The 22,949-nt window shown below is 63.3% G+C and carries 16 protein-coding genes; 11 read left to right on the top strand and 5 right to left on the bottom strand.

Annotation, left to right across the window (positions count from 1 at the left end):
* Window positions 1-663 precede the first annotated feature (663 nt).
* The 5 genes from ABIA73_RS03010 to ABIA73_RS02990 form a co-directional block, all read right to left on the bottom strand.
* Window positions 664-1,170 (bottom strand): hypothetical protein, encoded by a 507-nt coding sequence (locus ABIA73_RS03010; protein ID WP_154879573.1) that lies wholly within the window; start codon window positions 1,168-1,170, stop codon window positions 664-666.
* Entirely contained in the window at window positions 1,167-2,069 is a 903-nt protein-coding gene (locus tag ABIA73_RS03005) for an RHS repeat domain-containing protein (RefSeq protein WP_354275497.1), read from the bottom strand. The genes ABIA73_RS03010 and ABIA73_RS03005 overlap by 4 nt, the downstream gene beginning before the upstream one ends.
* 53 nt (window positions 2,070-2,122) lie before the next feature.
* Window positions 2,123-2,866, bottom strand: a complete 744-nt coding sequence (locus ABIA73_RS03000) for a fibronectin type III domain-containing protein (protein WP_354275411.1) — start codon at window positions 2,864-2,866, stop codon at window positions 2,123-2,125.
* 773 nt (window positions 2,867-3,639) lie between these two features.
* Entirely contained in the window at window positions 3,640-4,641 is a 1,002-nt protein-coding gene (locus tag ABIA73_RS02995) for an RHS repeat-associated core domain-containing protein (protein WP_354275410.1), read from the bottom strand.
* A gap of 3 nt (window positions 4,642-4,644) precedes the next feature.
* Window positions 4,645-9,963 (bottom strand): wall-associated protein, encoded by a 5,319-nt coding sequence (locus tag ABIA73_RS02990; RefSeq protein ID WP_354275409.1) that lies wholly within the window; start codon window positions 9,961-9,963, stop codon window positions 4,645-4,647.
* Window positions 9,964-10,204: 241 nt separating this feature from the next.
* Here ABIA73_RS02990 and ABIA73_RS02985 point away from each other — a divergent pair, with 241 nt between their 5' ends.
* The 11 genes from ABIA73_RS02985 to ABIA73_RS02935 all read left to right on the top strand — a co-directional run bounded on the left by ABIA73_RS02985 (window position 10,205) and on the right by ABIA73_RS02935 (window position 22,912).
* Complete coding sequence (locus ABIA73_RS02985; protein ID WP_354275408.1) at window positions 10,205-10,744, top strand: GNAT family N-acetyltransferase; 540 nt, start codon at window positions 10,205-10,207, stop codon at window positions 10,742-10,744.
* Window positions 10,741-11,073, top strand: coding sequence for a non-heme iron oxygenase ferredoxin subunit (locus ABIA73_RS02980; RefSeq protein WP_025873985.1), 333 nt, complete (start codon window positions 10,741-10,743; stop codon window positions 11,071-11,073). The genes ABIA73_RS02985 and ABIA73_RS02980 overlap by 4 nt, the downstream gene beginning before the upstream one ends.
* A 660-nt stretch (window positions 11,074-11,733) precedes the next feature.
* Window positions 11,734-14,058 carry a catecholate siderophore receptor Fiu gene (locus ABIA73_RS02975; RefSeq protein ID WP_354275407.1) on the top strand — a complete coding sequence of 775 codons (2,325 nt, stop codon included), beginning with the start codon at window positions 11,734-11,736 and terminating at the stop codon, window positions 14,056-14,058.
* A 51-nt stretch (window positions 14,059-14,109) separates the two neighbouring features.
* Entirely contained in the window at window positions 14,110-14,787 is a 678-nt protein-coding gene (locus ABIA73_RS02970) for a Fe2+-dependent dioxygenase (RefSeq protein WP_025873987.1), read from the top strand.
* Window positions 14,788-14,959: 172 nt separating this feature from the next.
* Window positions 14,960-15,355, top strand: coding sequence for a hypothetical protein (locus tag ABIA73_RS02965; protein ID WP_032951575.1), 396 nt, complete (start codon window positions 14,960-14,962; stop codon window positions 15,353-15,355).
* Between the two features lie 148 nt (window positions 15,356-15,503).
* Complete coding sequence (locus tag ABIA73_RS02960; protein WP_080149487.1) at window positions 15,504-17,924, top strand: TonB-dependent receptor domain-containing protein; 2,421 nt, start codon at window positions 15,504-15,506, stop codon at window positions 17,922-17,924.
* Between the two features lie 236 nt (window positions 17,925-18,160).
* Window positions 18,161-18,796: a PepSY-associated TM helix domain-containing protein gene (locus ABIA73_RS02955; RefSeq protein ID WP_025873990.1), complete on the top strand. Its 636-nt coding sequence runs from the start codon at window positions 18,161-18,163 to the stop codon at window positions 18,794-18,796.
* A gap of 40 nt (window positions 18,797-18,836) precedes the next feature.
* Window positions 18,837-19,355 carry a DUF2271 domain-containing protein gene (locus ABIA73_RS02950; protein WP_025873991.1) on the top strand — a complete coding sequence of 173 codons (519 nt, stop codon included), beginning with the start codon at window positions 18,837-18,839 and terminating at the stop codon, window positions 19,353-19,355.
* A 125-nt stretch (window positions 19,356-19,480) separates the two neighbouring features.
* Window positions 19,481-20,284, top strand: coding sequence for a DUF4198 domain-containing protein (locus ABIA73_RS02945; RefSeq protein ID WP_025873992.1), 804 nt, complete (start codon window positions 19,481-19,483; stop codon window positions 20,282-20,284).
* Between the two features lie 55 nt (window positions 20,285-20,339).
* Window positions 20,340-21,311, top strand: a complete 972-nt coding sequence (locus ABIA73_RS02940; RefSeq protein WP_140227612.1) for an FAD:protein FMN transferase — start codon at window positions 20,340-20,342, stop codon at window positions 21,309-21,311.
* The gene (locus ABIA73_RS02935; RefSeq protein WP_354275406.1) at window positions 21,308-22,912 is read left to right on the top strand and encodes a sulfite reductase subunit alpha; all 1,605 of its coding nucleotides are present in this window, start codon (window positions 21,308-21,310) and stop codon (window positions 22,910-22,912) included. Before ABIA73_RS02940 ends, ABIA73_RS02935 begins: the two co-directional genes overlap by 4 nt.
* Window positions 22,913-22,949 lie beyond the last annotated feature (37 nt).

Here is a 22,949-nt window from a genome sequence, read left to right as displayed (position 1 = left end):
GAAAGATACGTACGCCACGGGAGACCGTGGCGTTTTTCTTTTGCGAGGAGCACCGGCAAACACGACCATTCGCAACGGCAGGCTCTCGTCACTGACACCCGAGTTCACCGACCACGGCCTTGCATTTTGAATCCAAATAAACATGAAATGACTTAAGCTTCGGAAGGCACCTTAACTTTGCCTGCGCGATGCATTACAGCATACCCACGGAGCCCGCCACCCCCAGCCTCAGGAACGACAACGCAGACATACTCAGCCCATTCCCGAGACGCGGAAACATATGCATTTATGACCGACAAACAGACATCAACGCGCCCACTACTTTTTCATGGGCCGAACAATCCATTGCCGCAGCAAGAAACAGCACTGGACCAAGTACCAATTTGCAAAAGGCCATCAAAGGACCCTTGGAGTTGGAATAAGCATATAACGCCAATATCTCTTGGTCATGCAAAGAAATCTCACCAGGAATGCCGCAGCCTGCGCCTCCATTCTCGAATCCACATTACTGCCCTCAAGCATCAATCAAGCCGCAGAGATTGCCGCGCCTATTCTTAGCAGTACTTTCAGACGCATTGCTGACGACTCCTGCGACGACCTAGAAGACCCCCTGAGTTCTGCCATCAGGGGCAGCCACGCCATCATCAATGCAAAGGTGGAAAGTTACTTGATATCCTCAAGATCAAGCAACACGTCTCCGAAAGTCTGGCGCTTAACTTCGACCGGCAACCCCAACGGACGCACTTCAAGAGGCGCGAAAATTTCCCCGAGCAATAGATCCTCAGTTGTTCCAGTCTTTTCTCTATCCCTGAAGGTTCCAATCACTGACACCCAAGAGTAAGCATGCTCTTGAAAGATGCGCTCCTGGACATCCATCGGACCTCTAATCCTGATAGAAGTCTCGTCGGTCACTCCTGCCTCATAAAACTCCTTGCTTGAATTCAGGACAAATAGATCCCGAGAAACAGCAAGATAACCTTCAATCCGAATCATGCGGCCATTGAATCCACTAGCATCGCTTGCAAGCGCCCTGAAAGTCACCCTGCACGCATTCTGCGCCGTCTCACCGCAGCTCACTCTGTGCGACGCATGATCTTCTGCAGGCATTTGACATGCTGCCAACTGAAATGCAAGAAACGCCGCAGAAGCCACGACCCCAATCTGCTTCATTTGATCATCTCCGACTCACCACTCGAATTCATCTTATACACCCCCGACGGATCGGACACGTAATTTGTGGACTTGGACGTTCTGAAAGTTTGAATATCACCATATGAGAACGGCGAGTACGCCGTCTTGAAGCCATCCAGAACTGGATGCGTATGAATGTTGATCCCTCCAAGCAACGGTCGTCCAGCAGAGCCCCCCAACCAGTCTTCGCGACGAACATCAGCGGAAATCCCAATATCGGAAAGATGAAAAGCACCGCTATTCTTCATCACGATTTCCGCACTCACCTCCCATCCGAATCTAATAGAGTATTTCTGATAAACCTGTGAAAAGACCTTGGCAGCATCGTCTGAATTTGCGTTCGCGATTGACTCCATCTTACCCTTCGTAGCATCGACAACACCCTTCATAGCATCATACCGAGCCTGCGCATTCTCCTTAGTAAAACCAGACGGGAGAGCCCCTCCGATTGCCGCCACCCTTACTCCAGCGGCGATACCATTATTTTTTATTTTGCTCCCGGTAATAGCCTGCCGAGCTTCCTTGGGCTGCCTTCCATCCGGATCAAGGAACCGATACGGGTTCCCCAGCGCGTACGCGTAGCGTCCAAAAGCAGCCACTGATGAGGCTATTGGATCGACTGATAGAAATGCCCCAGTCTCCACATCATAGTACCGCTGCTGCATGTAGCTCAGACCTGTGTCCGAGTCCACCACATGCCCGGTGTACCCTGGTCCATCCTTCAACGGCCGATTGACCACGGCCCCATAGGGTTCATACACCGTACGCTCGATGACATTTCCACTGGCATCGGTGATCGCCACCGGTGAGCCCAGTGCGTCAGTGTGGATATACTCCACCACCTCCTGGGCTGCTGCCGGCGCAATACACGCCAGCATCGTCACCACAAGAAGCGCTGCGCGAATTAGTAAGAAGTGATTCCATTCATGGCTCAGTCCCAGCTCAGTACACCGCGGGTGACGGGATGGTCGGCTGACCACGACGAGCAACCGCCTGCATTGCAGGCACGCACACGATAGTTGCCGGCACAATACGCATTGCCGTTTGCACTCACATAGGCGTTGGGCCCGGTATACAGACGCTTGCCACCGCCACCACTCTCAAGCTGGTACTCAGTGGCGTCGGCCATTTGGCTCCACCCCACCGAGCACTGCACCTGATAGGGCGCCTTGCGCGTGGTCAGCCATTCGGCCAGATAGAAATGGGGCGTCCCTGGAGGAAGTGCCACCGTTACCGTCACGATGCCCGAGTAAGGGCTGCACCCCACGAAGTTGCAGGCACGCACGCGATAGGCATAGCTGCCCTTGCCGCGGTCCGCGCCGAAGCTGTTCGCACCGCCGTTATGCACCACGGTCCATCCACCGCCGTTGGCGCTCTCCTCCAGGATGAAGCTTTCGCTGTTGGCAGGCACAGACCAACTGAGACTGTACTGCGGCACATTCACCAGCCCTGGGGCGTTGATCACCGGCTCGATCGTCGGCGCACCGATCACTGCAACCGTCGCAGATCCTGACCAAGGCCCGCATCCCGCGCCGTTGCAGGCGGCGACGCGGTACGCATAAGTACCCACTCCGCGTGCGGGCGTTGCAAAGGACAGCACGTGTGCATCCACCAGCGTCACCCAACCGCCACCATTTGTGCTTTCCTGCAGGGTGTAACGCGTCGCACCGGTCACCCCATTCCAGCCGATGCCAATGCTGCCCGGTGCCGAACGAGCCGCCGCTGACACTCCTGGAGCACTGGCAGGCGGGTAGACCACCGCCACCGCAGCGCTGCCGCTGTAGCTGGTACACCCCACCGGATTACACGCACGGACACGGTAGTTGAAGCTACCTGCCGGTTTGCCGCTGAACCCCTTGGATTGACCCGCCGCATTGTGGACTTGGCTCCAGGTACCACCATTGGCACTCTCGTCGAGCTCAAAGCGTTCTACACCGGCAGAGGCCGACCAGCTGATGCTGTAGCTGCCGTTGAATGCAGTTGTCGGTACGCTCAGCGCAAGCGTATGCCCGCGCCGTTGCTGGCCTCGATCTGTAGCATGGCGTGCTCCTCGGAACTCAAATGGCCCTGCCTGGCCAAGCGGGCACGCTACGCGATTGCGGGATGTTGCACTTGCAAGTTGAGCTTAAGCAGCTCCCATAGACTTCTATCTGATGTCTGATAGGACACGCAAAATGCGACCGCGCGCGACCGTCCGTCCTTCCCAAAGAGACATATCTGCCCCCGGCTTCGCCACTACAAGGGCCTCTTCCGGAAACAAAAAGGCAACTGGAATTTCGTAATTCTCCCCGAGGATGGCCCGCCCCCCTTCCAATAGCAAGCGGCAATCAAATGCACGACCAGCTACGTATAGTGGACATGAATATATTTTTCCCACTACATCACCCGACCTCCCCCCCTCAGCGCTCAACAAGAATCGGACAGAAATAATTATATCAGGCTGCACCATCAAAGTCCTTTAGCTGGAACGGGAGAACTATTTAAAACCCTCGGAGAAAGGCCCTGAAGCCTCCCGTTAGGAACTACCCACGCTGGAATACCTCGATCCACACTGGCTGGAGACAACCCATTGAGAACATTCTTTGGCGCATCAACTCGTATTATTGTATACGGCGCATCACCAAATGACCTTACAGCCTGCCGCCCGTATGCGGCCGCATCCATCGCAGATGTTGTAAAGTATTTTCCTTCTGCGGACCCGAGATTGCGAAGCGCCTTAGTCGCAATAATATCACCCAACTCATCCGGACCAACCGCCCTAAACAATGTTACTGTCTCTTTAGCTCCATTCCTACCAAAACTCAAACCTCCACCGCCGGCAATTCCTATCAGAGAAGTTACAAATTCCTCATGCGTCCTGCGCGCATAACGGAGCAACTCCTTGTCCCCACCGACACTTTCAATGAGTCGCTCCTGGCTCCCTGGGGTTCGATGCCTCTTCAGCATGGAACCCGCATAGCTTCCACCGACCGTTCCCCACCTCGATCCGGCAAAACCTTTTTCGCTCCCTTTGATTTTACTCCCTATAACTGCCTCACGCTCTCTGCCGTCCGGATCAACATAACCGTATGGATTACCAAGCACATAGCAGTACCTACAAAAACCCGCCCCATCATCTGCGGCTACCGGCGCGGGATCGCTAGACAAAAACGTTGCAATTTCAGCATCATAATACCGCTGCTGCATGTAGCTCAGCCCGGTCCCGGAGTCCGTCACATGCCCGGTGTACCCGGGACCATCCTTCAGCGGCCGATTGACCACGGCCCCATAGGGCTCATACACCGTACGCTCGATGACATTTCCGCTGGCATCGGTGATCGCCACCGGTGAGCCCAGTGCGTCGGTGTGGATGTATTCCACAACTTCCTGGGCCGCAGCCGGAGTAGCACCGGCCAGTGTCGCCACCACAAGAAGCGCTGCGCGAATAAGTAAAGAAGTGATTCCATTCATGGCTCAGTCCCAGTTCAGTACGCCGCGCGTGACAGGAAAGCCCGCAGACCATTCCGAACAGCCGCCGGCATTGCAGGCGCGAACGATGTACAAGCTTGAGCAGTAATTCCCGTTGTTTGACTGCACGTAAGTCAGAGGCCCGGTGTATAGACGCCGTCCAGCCCCCGAGGGCTCAAGGTGATACTCCGTTGCGCCGGGCACGGCTCGCCAGGAGACGGTGCACTGCACCTGGTAGGGGGCCTTGCGCGTAGACAACCATTCCGCCAGGAAAATGTGGGTGGCAACCGGAGGAAGCACGACTGAAACGCTTACGATGCCTGAATATGGGCTGCACCCCGCGAAGTTGCAGGCACGTACACGGTAGGCGTAGTTGCCATTGCCTCTGTTTGCACCAAAGCTGTTCGCACCGCCGTTATGCACCACGGTCCATCCACCGCCGTTGGCGCTCTCCTCCAGGATGAAGCTCTCACTATTGGCGGGTACTGACCAGCTGAAGCTGTACTGCGGCACATTCACCAGGCCCGGCGCGCTGATCACCGGCTCGATCGTCGGCGGTCCGATCACTGCGACCGTCACCGTTGCCGACCACGGCCCGCATCCAGCGCCGTTGCAGGCGGCGACGCGGTAGGCATAGCTACCCACTCCACGCGCAGGCGTGGCAAAGGACCCCGCATTGCCATCGAACAGGGTCACCCAACCGCCGCCATTGGTACTTTCCTGAAGTGTGTAACGATCGGCACCGCCAATCCCGTTCCAGCCGATGCCAATGCTGCCGGGTGCCGAACGAGCCGGCGCTGATACTCCAGGAGCACCGACAGGCGGGTAGACCACCGTCACTGCGGCGCCATTGCTGTATTCGGTACACCCCACCGGATTACATGCACGGACACGATAGTTGAAGCTGCCTGCCGGCTTGCCACTGAATGCCTTGGATTGGCCCGCCGCATTGTGAACCTGCGTCCAGGCTCCGCCATTGGCACTCTCCTCCAGTTCAAAGCGTTCTGCGCCGGCAGAGGCCGACCAGCTGATGCTGTAGCTGCCGTTGAATGCAGTTGTCGGTACGCTCAGCACAGGCACTGCAGCCGGCGGCAGCTCGACGGCGACCGAGGCGGTGTTGCTCCACTCGCCACAGACCACGCGGCATCCGCGCACTCGGAACTGATAGGTGCCGGTGACCAGACCGCTACTGGTGAATGCCTGCGCCTCGCCGTCGAAAATCGTGCTCCAGTTACCCGCTTGGGCGCGCTGCAGTTCGTAGCGGTTGGCGCCGCCGGCCGGACTCCACGTCAGGTTGACGCTGCCTTGGGTGATGTAGCCCGGGGCGCTCAGCGCCGGAGCACTGGGTGCAGCCTCACCGTGCACCTGCGCCACCAGGCTGCCGGACAGGTACAGATAGTCCGTCTGCTTTCCCGTGCGCTCATTGCGCTGGAAACGCAGCACGCCGCCATTGTCATAGAACGAGTAGATCACGCCCGTTTCGCTGTTCCATGCTTTCACCCGGCGTCCATGCGCGTCGTACATATAGGCTTCCGTCGTCCCCACCGTACGCAGGCGGTTGCCGTAGTCGAAACCAAACGCCTGGCCATTGCGGATCGAAAGATTGCCCTGCACGTCATAGCCGAGACCGACAACGGTCGCGCTGCTGCCAGTATCGACAACGTTGACCAGACGATTGGTCGGATCGAAATAATGCGTGCGATCCCGGCTGCCGACCTTGGCCCGGCGCAGGTTGTCCAGTGCGTCGTACTCATACAGCGCGTTGCCAAAGCCCGGCGCGGTAACCGAGCGCAGTCGATCCAGCCCGTCATAGGCCATGTCACGATTGCCTGGCGCACCCGGCAAGCCATCAGAGATGGCCATCACGTTGCCACCCGCATCGTAGTCGTAGCTGTCATCGAGCACTGCGGCCGCAGCGGTGGCATCGCGACTTCGGTCAGGAAGACCGCGAGCATTCTGGCTCATCGCATGGACAATGCCGTTGCCATATACGAAGCGCGCCAAGGCGCCGTTGGCAAAATAGCTGGCCTCCTTCGCATAGCCCCCCACCGATGTGGCGCGGCCGAGGGCGTCCGGGGCATAGCTGACGATGCGCCCGCCCGGGTAGGTGTTGCTGGCAAGCGCGCCGTTGCCATCGTAGCCATAGGCCAGGCTCAGATTGCCGAAGTCTGGATGTTGCAGCGTCTCGCTGCTGAGCAGACGACGATGGTTGTACTGGTAGCGATTGATGACCAGCGGACGGCCGGCATCGTTCTGCGTACTGATTTCTGCGGGCAGGCCATCTGGCGTATACGACCAGGTCTGGTTGCCGCGGCCATCAGGGAAGGTCAACGCCAGCAGTCGATTGGCAGCGTCATAGGTGCGCTGCACGGCGCGGCCAGTCGCGAGTGCTTCGCTGCGGTTGCAGTCTGCGGCGCTGGTCAGGCCCGTGCCGGCAGCCGACCACAGAACATTGCCGGCGGCGTCGTAGTCCTGCACCGTCGCCCCGGTTTCCGGCTCGATGGTCTTGCAGAGTTGCTGGTAATCGTCATAGACATAACGGCGGGTCAGTGCCTGGCTGCCGTCGGCGCTGCGACGGGTAATCGCCAGCGGCTTCCCGAGAGCGTCGCGCTGGATCTCGGTCACGACCCCTTCTGGATGCTGCAGTATCAACGGCATCTCATAGGTGGGCTGGTCATAGGCCAGGTGCCGTGTTGTGGTCGACTGTCCGCGTGGATTGGTTACCTTCACCGACAGGTTGCCCACGAACTCAGTGCGAGTCACCAAGGCACCCAGTTCGGACGACTGGCTGACCACGACCGGTCGACCCAGCGCGTCGTACTGCGTGGTGGTGCCGTCAAACGCCGCATTGATGTCGGAAAGCTGGCGAACCGGATAGGACGCGAACACCGTCTTGCCGCTGGTGTCGTAGCGGGTCACGACTGCGCTATCGAGAGCGTTGTCTGCATTTTCAGTGACCAGCACCGGGCGGAACATGGCATCCAGATAGGTATCGGTCCGTCGCCCGCCCTGGGTTCGTGAATGCTTCCAGGCGCCGGCCGGCACGCCGAACTGCGCGCTGCCCAACCGCTGCAGGTCCATGGTGACCGCATTCCAGCTCACGGTGTCGCCACCGGGGAACTGTTGGCTGCGCAGGCGCCCCATGCTGTCGTAGCTGAAGCTGGTGGTTGCTCCGATTTCATCGGTCAACGAGGTGATCCAGCCGTTGTCGTCCACCACAACGGTGCGCGTCGCCCCATTGAGAGATTCAGCCGTGGCCGGCATCCGCAACTGCTGCGGGACACCGCGCTTCCACGCGGACAGGTGGCTGGTGTTGCCACGGGCATCGGCAACCGATGCCACCGTACCATCAGCCGCGTAGGTCACCTGCTGCGCCAACCGGCCGAAGGCATAAGCGCGCAGCGGCAACGCATTGGTCGTGTCGAACTCGGTGCGTGACTGCTCGACACCATTGACTACGCTGCGCGCTGACTGGCCATTCACCCATAGCGCCAGGTTGTCGTAGTAGGTGGTTGTGCTGGCGCGGCTCTGTCCGGCTGAATTGCCCTCGACGACGCTCACCTCGCGTGCAAAGGCATCGAAAGCCTGGACCGTGCGGGTGAACTGCACGCCATCCTGTTCCACCACGGTGGACTGTACGGGCCTGTTGTAGTGTGCCTTGAGGTCGTTCGCACCGTACTTGAAGTCCTTGCCGGCTTCTTTCGGGAATGGCGCCGAGTCAAGCTGGGTGTCGGGGTAGTAGTTGTTGCGGTCGACGCGCACGACGGTGCCGCCCGAGCGCGTGGTGGTCGACAGCAGCAGACCGTCGTTGTACGCCACCTCCTTGCCGAATTCATACACACGTACAACGCCGTCAGGCAGCGTTTCGGTGGTGATCTTCGGTTCGGCCTGGCCCGGAGGAATGGCCGGTCCGCCGAGATCCTGCGCGTAGGCGCCATCAAGATTGGTGTACTGATAGGTCCACTGCGCAACAGGCATACCCGGACCAGTGATTGTTTTTGCTACCAGCGACTGCGCGTCACGGTAGACAGGCGTGTAGTTCCAGCCTTCTTCGTACAGATGATTGTCACCAGATGTCTGGCAGTCGAACGTTACGTTCTTCCGTCCGTGGCGGAACGGGCGGAACAAGAACGTACCCACTGCCCCCGAAGGATGCTGGACAGTCGCCGCAATCTCAGTGGGTATGATCTTGTTCATCCGGGCGCAGGTCACCGGATAGTCCATGTACTCCCAGATGTTCTGCCCGGTGTAGTCGGCATACTTGCGGGTGACGGAAAGCGGCGGAAGGTTGTAGACCCACTGGGTCCCATCCGGCAGCGTTACCGTCTGGAGGATATTGGCTGCGGTATATCCGTACGTCCACGTGCGCCCAGCTGCCGTCGCTGATGCAATCAATCCGTCAGCGTTGTACGCCAGGCTGATTTCACGACCATCACTGGCAAAGATGCGTTCGAGGCGGTCGCCATTCCACTCATAGCGCACCCAGTTGCCAAACCGATCCACAATCTGGGAGGGGTACAGGTAAACGCGCCTGCGCTGCAATTGAGCATTACTCTCCGGACCAAATGGCTGCAGGGTCGCAGGATTGACCGGACGGGCCACCATCCAGTCAAAGTAGTACTTGGAACCATCAGGTGCGTGCCCCAGGAAGCCTTCACCGGCCTGGCCACTCTTGAGCGAGCCCAGACAAGTGAACGTCCAACCGCTTTTGGTGTTCCACGGGGTGGATTTACCGAACTGAGGCTTGGGCTGGCGAGCATCACCGCCGTCTCCCAGAATGCTCTCGCCCCCGCCACCAGGCAGCGAAAGTCGCGTGCCATCCCAGTAGGTGTGCGCATTGAAGTTGACGATCTGGGTGTGCCGTCGGTTCCAGACTTCCAACGACGGAGGTCCGCTGACGGTGCTGCAGCGGGCCGCAGGCAGCCAATAGCCTGCGGCCGCAGTCTCAGGCAGGTCGCCGTGCACACCAGACAGGGAAGGAATATCCAATTTCCAGTTGGAGAAAGGGCTCTCATTACTGTTGCCGCCATCGCCTTGACTGCGGCTCAGCGTCATCGGCAAGCTGCCATTGCCCGGTATCGAAATATCCGTAGCCTTGAAGCTGATCGAACCGTCATACAGGTTGACCTGCTCGCCAAAGATCTCGCCCTTCAAGGGCTCGACCAGGTCGCCGTACTTCAAGCGCTTGTCGTACTCCTGGCGCCAGGTCGGTACGATCTGGGCGGAGGCGGGAACCGGTGCCAGTACGCAGAAGGCCAGTGCTGTCAGAAGCAGGCCTTTGATGGCGTTTGCCGCGCGCGGCTGAGCAATGAGCCGTGACTGCATGAAGATCCTCCCTGGATCGAACTTCCTTGAGAGCCCCGCCCACATCGCACCACTGTCGATGATCAGATCGGACGGTACCCACTCCGGCAGACAACCACACGCTTGAACGCGGTGGGCGGGTATTGCTTCATTTATGAATGAAAAATGAAGATCATGTCAACAAGGCGTATCCGACACACTCGGCAAAGCCAGCCGAATCAGCAAGCTCCCCGCCCGCCCCCGCCCCACCTAGAATGCCCCCATGAGCACCCTGACCTTCCGCGCCGCCACGTCGGCCGACATCCCCGCCCTGATCTCCCTGGTCACCTCGGCCTACCGCGGCGACGCCAGTCGCGTCGGCTGGACCACCGAAGCCGACCTGCTGGACGGCGCCCGCGTCGATGCCGAAGGCATCCAGGGCGACCTGGACCGCCCGCGCTCGACCATCCTGCTGGCCGAACGCGACGGCCAGCTCGTGGCCTGTGCCCACGTCGCCGACGTCGACGGCAAGGGCTACTTCGGCATGTTCTCGGTCGACCCGGCCCAGCAGGGCGGCGGCGTCGGCAAGCAGTTGATGGACGCAGCCGAAGCCCTCGCCGCACGCGAATGGAACGTGCCGGTGATGCAGATGACCGTGATCGACATCCGCGACGAACTGATCGCCTTCTATGAGCGCCGCGGTTACCAGCGCACCGGCATCAAGAGGCCGTTCCCGTATGGCGACGAACGTTTCGGCATCCCCAAGCGCGACGACCTGCGCTTCGAGATCCTGGAAAAGCCGCTGGCCGGAGCCACCGCGTGAGTGAGGCCTGGACCTTTGTCTGCGCCGGCGCCGAACTGCTGCCGGGCGAAATGAAGAGCGTGTTCGACGAAGTCACCGGTACGCCGATCGTGGTGTTCAACCTCGACGGCGAACTGTACGCGCTGGAAGACCAATGCACGCACGAGGAGTTCGAGCTGTCCTCGGGTGAGTTCAACACCGCCGAGGGCAGCGTTGAATGCGTACTGCATGGCGCGCGCTTCGACGTGCGGGACGGCCGCGCCCTGTGTGCGCCGGCCTATACCGCAGTGCCGAAGTTTCCGGTGAAGCGCGAACACGACGCCATCTGGACCCGCGACGACCGCGATTGAAGCCCAGGGCACCCACCCACGGGGTGGTTCTCCTGACGGGCGCTTGGAGGGCCTTTCAGGGGCCCTGCAGGCAACCCGGAGCCGCTTACAAATCACGCAGATGCGAATCATTATCGTTGGTGTTATGCTAACTAACATCTTCGTCACGACTCCACCTGCGCCATGGCCTCGCCCGCGCCTACCGTCCTGCTGTGCCAGCTTGCCCGTCGGGGTTGGCCACTGCTTGTGGCCGCGCTGCTGACTCTGTGGTTGGGCTGGTCGGCGTTGCAGGAAGGACGGAGCACGCTGACAGATGCGCCCGGAACCTACGTCCAGGACGTAGCGCCGTCTTCGCCCCCATATTCGCTGCCCCACGAGCACGCGATGCAACGCGCGGAATCCGAGCCGGAAGGAAGCCGGGGCGACAAGCCCCCGGTACTGCGGCGGCTGTGCCTGCAGCGCCCGGAACATGCCCCAGCAGACGCTCCGACGCCGGCGATGCCTGATCCGCCGGTGCCCGTGATCGATCGTCGCCAGCCGCCTTCGCACGCACCGCCCGCGCAGCTGGCCTGACGCTTTTCTGCGCGCTGCGCAGCCGCTGGACTGCATTTCCCTTTCCCTTCCTGTTGCCGCGCTGTCCAGCGCCGGCGGCTCCTTCCTGTTCCTTCTCTGCAGACGCCCATGAACCCGATCAAAAGCCGCAAGCACGCTTCGCCGCTTCGTACCCTGCCGCTGGCCACCGCCAGCCTCGCTGCCGGCCTCGGCCTGGCCGCGCTGCCTGTGCTGGCCCACGCCGAAGCCACCGACAACGCCCGCACCCTGGACAAGGTCGACGTCCATGCAGTTCGCGGTTACAAGGCTGACAAGGTTGCCTCGCCCAAGTTCACACAGCGCCTGCAGGACACCCCGCAGACCATCCAGATCATCACCAGCGACCTGTTCAACCAGCAGGGTGCCACCACCCTGACCGAGGCACTGCGCAACAGCCCCGGCGTGGGCACCTTCTATGCCGGTGAAAACGGCAACACCACCACCGGCGACGCACTGTTCATGCGTGGCTTCGACACCTCCAACAGCCTGTTCGTCGACGGCGTGCGCGACCTTGGCTCGATCTCACGCGATGTGTTCAACATCGAACAGGTGGAAGTGACGAAGGGCCCGGCCGGCACCGACAATGGCCGCTCCGCACCGACCGGTGCGATCAATCTGGTCAGCAAGCAGGCCAATCTGCAGGACGCGACGTCGGCCAGCGTGTCGCTGGGCAGCGACCAGCAGCGACGCACCACCGGCGACTGGAACCAGACGCTGGGTGCGACCAGCGCGCTGCGCGTCAATGCGATGTGGCAGGACAGCGACCAGCCGGGCCGCGACCATGTGCAGAACAAGCGCTGGGGTATTGCGCCATCGCTGGCCTTCGGCCTGGGCACCGCTACCCGCTACTACCTCAACCTGCTGTACGTGAAGCAGGACAACGTGCCCGATGGCGGCGTGCCGACCCTGGGCCTGCCTGGCTGGACCGCGCAGCCGACCCTGGAAGCGCTGGCCGGTCATCCGGTGAACCCGGAGAACTTCTACGGTACGCGTGCAGACCATGATGACGTGACCGCGAAGATGGCCACGTTCCGCTTCGAACACGACTTCAGCTACACGCTGCGCCTGACCAACACCACGCGTTGGGGCCGCACAGAACAGGACTACCTGCTGACGGCCTTCATGGGTACCGGCGTTCGCGGTGCGAATGGCCGCCCGACCGGCAACATCAGCTACACCAATCCGGCCGATCTATCGACCTACGCGATCGCGCGCAGCCTGCCGACCTTCAAGGACCAGCGCAACACCATCCTCACCGATCAGTTGAACCTGCGCGCCGACTTCAACACCGGCAGCGTCGGTCATGCGCTGAGCACCGGCCTGGAATTCACCCGCGAAGAGCTGGACAGCTACGGGCAGGCCGCCACCGGCGGCACCACCTGGCCGGCAGCGAATCTGTACAACCCCGACTGGAACGTGGGCGGGCTGACCTGGGCGCACAATGGCGCCGATGCCCACGGCAAGACCACAACCTCCTCGGCCTATCTGTTCGATACCCTGTCCTTCGGCGAGAGCTTCCTGCTGACCGCGGGCGTGCGCGCCGACCACTACAAGACCGAGTACGCGAGCGCATCGGTGTGCGGTGGTCGCGGTGGCCCGGCATGCGGCAGCAATCCAACCGGCACCGTGCTGCGCAACCCGACCCTGGAAGCGTCCGACACGCTGCTGAACTGGAAGCTCGGTGCACTGTACAAAGTGGGCGAGACGGTCAGCATCTATGCCAACTACGCCGTCTCACAGCAGCCTCCTGGCGGCGCGAACTTCCAGCTGAGCAGCTCGGCCAGCAGTGCCGACAACCCCAAGCTCGACCCGCAGAAGGCCAAAACCTTCGAAGTGGGCAGCAAGTGGGCGTTCCTGGATGACGCGCTTGCAGTGAATCTGGCGCTGTTCCAGACCGACGTTGACAACGAGATCAACACCACCGTGCTCGACGATGCCGGCAACCCGACCCAGACCGGCAGCAAGCGGGTCAAGGGCGTGGAGCTCTCTGCAGTCGGTCGCCTGACCGACAACTGGTCGGTCACCGCCGGCTACAGCCACCTCGACACCGAGGTGAAGGAAGGTGCCAAGGTAGCCGCCGATGGCACCACCAACCTGACCTACACCCCGGCCGACACGTTTACCGGCTGGACCAGTTACACCCTGCCCTTCGGCCTGACCATCGGTGGCGGCGTGCGCTATGCCGGTGGCATGCACCGTGGCACCGACGGTGCGGTGGGTACCCCATCGTTCACCAAGTCCTACGTTGTCTATGACGCCGTCGTGTCCTGGGCGATCAATGACTCCATCTCGCTGCGCTTGAATGGTTACAACCTGTTCGACAAGCAGTACGTGGCCAGCATCAACAAGAGCGGCTACCGTTACACCCCGGGGGCCCCGCGCACCTTCCTGCTCAGCGCGGACGTCCGCTTCTGATGTCATGGCGCGGGGGAGCCCGTCTCCCCCGCGCATCGATGAGGAACCGCCATGCTGCTGCACATCCCCAACGTGCTTGCACCTGAAGAAGTGGCGCAGATCCGCCAGCGGCTGGACGCTGCCGACTGGACCGACGGACGCGAGACGGTCGGCTCACAGGGTGCGCAGGTCAAACACAACGAGCAGTTGCCCGATGCCTCACCGCTGAAGGCTGCGCTGGCCTCCGTGGTGCTGGCCGCGCTCAAGCGCAGCCCGCTGTTCTTCAGCGCCGCGCTGCCCTTGAAGTACCTGCCACCGCGCTTCAACCGCTACAGCGGCGGCGGCACCTACGGCTTCCACGTCGATGGCGCGGTGATGAACCTGGCCAACGGCGAGCAGCTGCGCTCGGACATCTCCTGCACGCTGTTCCTGTCCGACCCGGACGAGTACGACGGCGGCGAGCTGATCATCAGTGATACCTACGGCGAGCACGAAGTGAAACTGCCGGCCGGTGATCTGATCGTGTATCCCTCCAGCAGCCTGCACAAGGTCAATCCGGTCACCCGCGGTGCGCGCGTGGCCTCGTTCTTCTGGGTGCAGAGCATGATCCGCGACGATGTGCAGCGTCGTCTGCTGTGGGAGATGGATACTTCCATCGAGCGCCTGCGGCAGACCAATGGCGATGCCGATGCGGTGCTGCAGCTGACCGGCGTGTACCACAACCTGCTGCGACGCTGGAGCGAGGTCTGAACCGATCAGGCCACCTCTGCGGCAATTTGGCAATCATTCTCATTTGCAACGGCTAACGGGTCTCATTACAATCACGCCCCGTTGACGCCGGATGTTCCGGCCAGCCAGGGATCTCCGCTTGCGTCGCCCGCTCCGCCCTCGCCCGCTTCGGCTTGTACAGCTCGGCACCGCCATGCGCGGCCGTCGGCCTGCGCTGGCCAGCCTGCTGGCGTGGGTGGCGATGCTGACCCTGTTGCTGGGCACCCTGCCGCTGCTGCCGGTCGCCCACGCTGCCGCGCCCCAGGCGCTGCAGCAGCCGCTGGAAGAGCGCGGCGGCGAAAGCCCTTTGCAGGAAGAAGCGCCGGCCAAACTGCGGCGCTGCGCCTCGGCACCGGCCAAGTCCACGGACAAGCCGATCCCGCCGCTGTTGCTGGCCAGCCACTGGCTGCGCACCGAACTTGATCTGGTTCCCTCTGCTTCGGTTCCCTCCGGCGCGCGTCCGCACTGGCCGCTGGCCGTACCGGACATGCCCTGGGCCGATGCGCCCGGGCGCCGCCAGCAACGCGGCCAGGCGCCGCCGCTCGCCTGATCCACGGCACGCCGTGACCGCCTGCGCGGTTGCGACGGCTCGCCGCTGCCTGTTTCGCCCCTGCCGCCCCTGACCGGGCCATCCCTGCCCTGCCGTGCGCGTTCCGCGCCCTGCATCGCGCTGCCCTACATCCTTCGAGGTATCTGCCATGGCCCAGCGCCATCGTGTCCGTTCGTCCCTGTCCCGACATCTGTTGACCAGCGCTGTGCTGGCTGCGGTCGCGGCGCCCGCCTACGCCAATGGTGCCGCCAGCGGCGCGCCGCAGACGCTGGACAAGGTGGTGGTGACCGCCTCCGGTTTCGAGCAGAAGGTAGTCGATGCACCGGCCAGCATCAGCGTGGTCAGCCGCGAAGAGCTGAGCAAGCGCCCTTACACCAGCCTGGTCGACGCCCTGCGCGACGTCGAAGGCATCGACGTCGGCCTGGAAGCCACCGACAAGAACGGCCGCGCCACCATCTCCATGCGCGGCCTGCCGTCGGAGTACACCCTGGTGCTGATCGACGGTCGCCGCCAGAGCAACGCCGGCCAGCTGTATCCGAACAACTTCGGTGGTGGCCAGTTCGCCTACCTGCCGCCGCTGGATGCGATCGAGCGCATCGAAGTGGTGCGTGGCCCGATGTCCACGCTGTACGGCTCGGATGCAATGGGCGGCGTCATCAACATCATCACCCGCCGCAACCAGGACAGCTGGCACGGTGCGGTCACCCAGGGCTTCACCGTGCAGCAGGACGACCAGTTCGGCGACGCGCGCAGCACCGATCTGTACCTGAGCGGCCCGCTGGTCAAGGATCGCCTGGGCCTGGCCGTGCGCGGCAGCTACTACGACGCCAAGGCATCCAATCCCGAATGGGATGCGCTGACCCTGCCCGACGGCACGCTGTGGGAACGCAGCATCGGTTTCGGTGGCGGCGGCAAGTCGGTGGCCAACACCAACTGGAACACCGGCGTGCGCCTGAACTTCCATGTCAACGACGACCACGAACTGTGGCTGGACTACGACGTCTCACGCCAGAAGTACGACAACAGCGAAGGCCAGACCGGCACCCTCGACAGCCTGGCCAGCCTGTGGCGCGTGGGCAACGCGGTGGTGCCGAACCCGAATGGAAGCGGCACCGTCACCCGCCGCGTGGTGCAGCCGCGCGTGGGCTACACCGCCTACCAGCGCTATGAGCGCGACCAGCTCTCGCTGACCCATCAAGGCCGCTACAGCTTCGGCACCTGGCAGACCTCGCTGACCCACAGCAAGAGCAACAACCTCGGCCGCTCGCTGCCGCTGACGCTGGACGAGCGCGCCGGCCTGCAGACCCTGTGGAACGACGTCTGCCGCCGCACCGGTGCCGCCAACAACTGTGCCGCCGGCCGCAACAACGGCCTGGCCGCACTCAACGCCAGCGAACAGGCACGCCTGCAGGCGTTCCTGCCGCGGCCGCTGCGCACCATGGAACTGGAAGGCTACGTGCTGGACACGATGCTCGACCTCGACTTCGGTGCGCACAAGCTGACCGTGGGCGGCCAATACAACGACACCGACATGGTGGACGGCGTGTTCGGCATGGACGGTGCCGGCTACCGCAGCAACACCAAACAGAAGCACCGCATGTGGGCACTGTTCGCCGAGGACAACTGGTCGCTGACCGACACCCTGACCGCCACCTTCGGCCTGCGCTACGACGACCACAACATCTTCGGCAGCCACCTCAGCCCGCGCGGCTACCTGGTCTGGAATGCCACCGATGCCTGGACCTTCAAGGGTGGCGTCAGCACCGGCTACAAGACCCCGCGTCCGGACCAGCTGTTCCCCGGCATCACCGGCTTTGGTGGCCAGGGCGTGCTGCCGCTGGTGGGCTCGCCGAACCTGAAGCCGGAAACCAGCACCAACTACGAGCTGGCCGCCTATTACGAGGGCCAGCGCTGGGGCTTCAACGTCACCGGTTTCATCAACAAGTTCGAAGACAAGATCGCCAGCGGCGGCACATTCCCCAACTGTGAAGTCGCGCCGGCCGGCAGTGGCTACTGCGTGGACATCGGCCCGGGCTGGGCGTCGCTGGGCTACAGCACCTTCACCCAGAGCGTGAACATCGACAAGGCCGAGACACGTGGCGCAGAACTGGCCGGCCACGTCGACCTGCTGGACACCCTGCAGCTGCGCGGCAACTACACCTGGACCAAGAGCGAGCAGACCGCCGGTTCCGGCAAGGGCCTGCCGATCACCGGCACCATGCCGGCCAAGCACATGGCCAACGCCAGCCTGAACTGGCAACTCAACGATGCCATCAGCCTGTCGTTGATCGGCGAAGGCCGCTACGACCGCTACCGCGACACGATCCTTGATGCCGCCGGTGCCAGTCATACCCGCTACTACGAGGACTACACTCTCTTCCACCTCGGTGGCAGCTGGAAGGCCACGCAGTGGCTGACGGTCAACGCGCGGGTCAACAACCTGTTCGACAAGAACTTCGTCTCGCAGTCGTGCCTGCTGACCAGCCCCAGCGAATACAACTGCGTGGACGACTACGCCACCAAGGACCAGCGCCGCAGCTACTGGATCTCGCTCAACGCGAAGTTCTGATCGCCGCTCTGGTGGGTGCCGACCTTGGTCGGCACCGCTTCATCCACGCATGGCGTGGATCCACCGACCCGTGGTAGTGCCGGCCGCTGGCCGGCAACCACGCGATGCTCTCAGGTGGCATGGGATTGCCGGCCAGCGGCCGGCACTACCCCTTCAGAGATACACAACGACATCTAATTGCGAGCAATTCTCATCAATGATGTAATGACCAGTATTCATCCGTCCCGAACCGTGCCGTGAGCCGTCCCGCATCTTCCACCGTGCAGCAGCAGAGCCGCGGCTTCTGGCTGCGTACCCTGCACCAGTGGCACTGGATCAGCTCTGCGGTCTGCCTGATCGGCATGCTCCTGTTCGCGGTGACCGGCCTGACGCTGAACCATGCAGCAAAGATCGAGGCCAAGCCACAGGTGCAGAACCAGCACCTGGAACTGCCGGCCGAACTGCTCGGCGGTCTGGGCTCCCGCGAGGACGGCAATGCACCACTGCCACGCCCGGCCCGGCAATACCTCGACGATCAGCTGGGCATCTCCATTGGCGGTCGACCCGCCGAATGGTCGGCCGAGGAAATCTATCTGTCACTGCCACGCCCCGGCGGCGACGCCTGGTTGAGCATCGACCGCGAAACCGGCGCGGTGGAGTACGAATCCACCTCGCGCGGCGCGGTGTCCTATCTCAACGACCTGCACAAGGGCCGCAATGCCGGCCCCGCATGGGGCTGGTTCCTGGACGTGTTCGCCGTCGCCTGCCTGGTGTTCTGCATCACCGGCCTGTTCCTGCTGCACCTGCATGCGCGGCAGCGACGCATGACCTGGCCACTGGTCGGCCTGGGCCTGATGATCCCGCTGCTGATCGCCCTGCTGCTGATCCACTGACTTCCACCGTGACTTCCATCCGTTCTTCCGGAGCCGCCCCATGCGCGTCACCCTGACCATCGCCCTCAGCGGCCTGCTGGCCACCTCGCCGGCTTACGCCACCACCCTCGACATCAACGTCGAAGTGCCCAAGCTCAACGTGGCCGAGTACCACCGCCCGTATGTGGCAGTGTGGCTGGAAGGCGCCGACCAGAAGGTCGCCGCCAATCTGTCGGTCTGGTACCAGCAGACCAGCAACAGCGAAGGCCATGGCACCAAGTGGCTGCCCGACCTGCGCCAGTGGTGGCGCAAGAGCGGCCGCACCCTGCAGGTGCCGGTGGACGGCGTGACCGGCCCGACCCGCCCGGCCGGCAAGCACGCGCTGTCGTTCAACGACAAGCAGCCCGTACTGAAGCAGCTGGCCCCGGGCAACTACACCCTGGTGGTGGAAGCGGTGCGCGAAGTCGGCGGCCGTGAACTGCTGAAGATTCCCTTCACCTGGCCGGCCACCGCCGCACAGAACGGCCGCGCGCAGGGCGCCACCGAACTGGGCCAGGTCACCCTCGCCGTCAAACCGTAATTGCCTGAGCCGGGGTCAGAGCCTTTTCCGCTGGAAAGGGATCCGACCCCATCGCAGCACCCCAGGGGTCGGATCACTTCCGCAGGAAGGGCTCTGACCTCATCAATCATCCTGGAGTCTTCCGCATGAAGCGCACGCTCGTCCTCGCCGCCGCTCTGGCCGCTGCCCTTCCCTTCTCTGCCCTGGCCCACAAGGCCTGGCTGCTGCCCTCGCAGACCGTGATCGCCGGCAACGCGCCGTGGATCACCGTCGACGGTGCGGTCTCCAACGACCTGTTCTACTTCAATCACGTGCCGCTGCGCCTCGAATCGGTGGTCATCACCGCCCCGGATGGCAGCACCGTGCAGGCGCAGAACGCGGCCACCGGCAAGTACCGCAGCGTGTTCGACGTCGAGCTGAAGCAGCAGGGCACCTACCGCATCGCCTCGGTCAACGACGGCCTGTCGGCCACCTATGAGCTGAACGGCGAGCGCAAGCGCTGGCGCGGTACCGCCGCCACCTTCGGCGAACTGCCCAAGGATGCGAAGAAGCTGGAAGTGAGCCAGTCGGTCGGCCGCGTGGAGACCTTCGTCACCAACGGGGCGCCGAACGACACCGCGCTGAAGCCGACCAACCGCGGCATCGAACTGGTGGCCGTCGGTCACCCGAACGACCTGTTCGCCGGCGAGGAAGCCACCTTCCGCGTACTGGTCGACGGCAAGCCGACCGCAGGCCTGGAGTTCGAGATCGTGCGCGGCGGCACCCGCTACCGCAACGCGCAGGACGAGCAGAAGCTGACCAGCGACGCCAAGGGCGAGATCAAGGTGACCTGGCCGGAAGCCGGCATGTACTGGCTGGAAACCGGCACCGAGGACAAGAAGACCTCGGTCAAGCAGGCCGCCAAGCGCCGCCTCAGCTACGTCGCCACGCTGGAAGTGCTGCCGCAGTAAAGACAGCGCTGCGATACCCGGCACGCCCTGGTATCGCAGCCTGCCACGCATGCCCATGACCTCTACCGCACTCGACATCGCCCGGCTGGGCGGCACCACCATGGGCACCACCTGGAGCGTGTCACTGGTCGTACCGCGCCAGCGCGACCTGCATCCACTGCATGCTGGCATCCAGGCACGTCTGGATGAAGTGGTCGCGCAGATGAGCACCTGGGAAGCGGGTTCCGACCTGAGCCGCTACAACCGTGCCGACGCAGGTCAGTACCTCGTGCTTCCCATCGAGACACGCCATGTGTTGGCCTGCGCGCAGGCCATCGCTGCAGCCAGCGGCGGTGCGTTCGACCCCACCGTCGGCCCGCTGGTGGCGCTGTGGGGCTTCGGCGCCCATGCCGGCGCACGGCGCGCACCCGATGCCGCCACGTTGCAGGCAACGCGTGCACGCTGCGGCTGGCAGCGCCTGCACTGGCAGGACGATGCGCTGCTGCAGCCCGGTGGCCTGGAGCTGGATCTTTCGGCGATCGCCAAGGGCTTCGGCGTCGACCACGTCGCCGCCTGGCTGCGCGGCCAGGGTGTCGATGCCGCGCTGATTGAAGTCGGTGGGGAACTGGCCGGTTACGGCCGCAAGCCCGACGGCCAGCCGTGGCGCGTGCTGGTGGAGTCGGCGCCGGAAGAAGATGCCCACACCGATACGCCACCGCGTGTCCTGGCGCTGGACGGCAAGGCGGTGGCCACCTCCGGCGATCGCTGGCACCACTATCACGACGATGACGTGGCCTACAGCCACAGCCTCGACCCGAGCAGCGGCACGCCGGTACGGCAGGTCGCAGCCGCCGTCACTGTGGTCGCCAGCGACGCGATGCACGCTGACGCGTGGGCCACCGCGCTGACCGTGCTCGGCCGCGACGCAGGCATCGCGCTGGCAGAGCGCGAGGGGCTGGCCGCGCGCTATCTGGAACGCACCACCACCGGCCCACGCGAAACCCTCAGCAGCGCCTTCCAGCAGCTGCTGGATGAGCAGGCTGGATGAGCATGCGTTTCCCGCGCGCGACCGTTGGCAACGTCATGGTGCTGGCCCTGCTGGCCGTGATCGGCGGGGCACTGCTGCGTCTGCACCTGGGCGAAGCGTGGTGGCAGGGTGCACCGCCGGCCCGGCAATGGGGCATCGCGCTGGCCGCCACCGCGCTGTATCTGCTGGCGTGTGGCGTGCTGTGGTGGCGCAGCCGTCCGCGCGACGACACGCCCGAAGGCGGCAACCCACCGATGCTGCTGGTCTGGTCCAGCCAGACCGGCTTCGCCCGCGAACTGGCCGAGCGCAGTGCGCAGGCTCTGCGCTCGGCCGGCATGCCGGTGCGCCTGCGCGGTCTGCATGGGGTCGATGCCACCCTGCTGGCGGGCAGCGCGCGTGTACTGTTCATCGTCAGCACCACCGGCGAAGGCGATGCACCCGACCACGCCCTGCCCTTCCTGCGCAAGGTGATGAGCACGCCGCCGCCGCTGCAGCACGTGCAGTACGGGGTGCTCGCACTGGGCGATCGCAGCTACGGGCATTTCTGCGCGTTCGGCCACCAACTGCATGACTGGCTGCGCCAGCACGGAGCACATCCGCTGTTCGATGCCATTGAAGTCGACAACGCCGATCCAGCTGCCCTGCGCCACTGGCAACAACTGCTTGGCCAGCTCGGCGGCGGCGCGAGCGAACTTCCCGATTGGACACCGGCCGAGTACCAGCCGTGGACGCTGCTGCAGCGTACCCACCTCAACCCCGGCAGTGCCGGTGGTCCGGTCTATTGGCTGCGCCTGCAGCCCCCGACCGGCAGCGGCACGCAGTGGCAGGCCGGTGACATCGCCGAGGTCGGTCCGCAGCATGCCGAACAGAGCACGCGCGACTGGCTGCAGACGCAGGGCTTCGATGCGGACACCGTGTTGGACGACGGCACTACGCTGCTCGCCCGCGTTGCGCGCTCGCACCTGCCGTCATTGGTTGCAGCAGGCGATCTGCCTGGGCTGTTGGCGGCACTACAGCCCCTGCCACATCGCGAATACTCCATCGCCTCGGTAATGGACGACGGCGCGGTGGAACTGCTGCTGCGCCGGCAGCTGCGTGCCGATGGCACGCCGGGCATCGGCAGTGGCTGGCTGTGCGACCACGCCGCCATCGGCGGGCCGGTACAGATGCGCCTGCGCCGCAACGAGAATTTCCATGGCGTCGCCGCTGATGTTCCACTGCTGCTGATCGGCAACGGCACTGGTATCGCCGGCCTGCGCGCGCACCTGCACGAACGCGCACGCATTGGCGGTGCCCGCACCTGGCTGTTGTTCGGCGAACGCTCGGCCGCGCATGATTTCCACTTCGGCGATGAACTGCAGGCGATGCTCGGCAACGGCAGGCTGACCCGCCTGGATACGGTGTTCAGCCGTGATGGCGGCGCACATCGCTACGTGCAGGATCGCCTGCTGGCCGAAGCATCCACGCTGCGGCAGTGGGTCGATGACGGCGCGACGATCCTGGTCTGCGGCAGCCTGCAGGGCATGGCCCCGGCAGTGGATGCGGTGATCGAGCAGGTGCTCGGTGCCGACGGCAAGGAAGCGCTGCTGCTGGCCGGTCGTTACCGGCGCGACGTGTATTGAGCGAACGTTTGGGGCGAATTGCCTCCTGGTGGGTGCG

The sequence above is a fragment of the Stenotrophomonas sp. 2694 genome (assembly GCF_040548715.1).
Lineage (GTDB): Bacteria > Pseudomonadota > Gammaproteobacteria > Xanthomonadales > Xanthomonadaceae > Stenotrophomonas > Stenotrophomonas indicatrix.
Note: the sequence above shows the minus strand (reverse complement) of the source record. Positions and strands in the feature narration are given on the sequence as shown.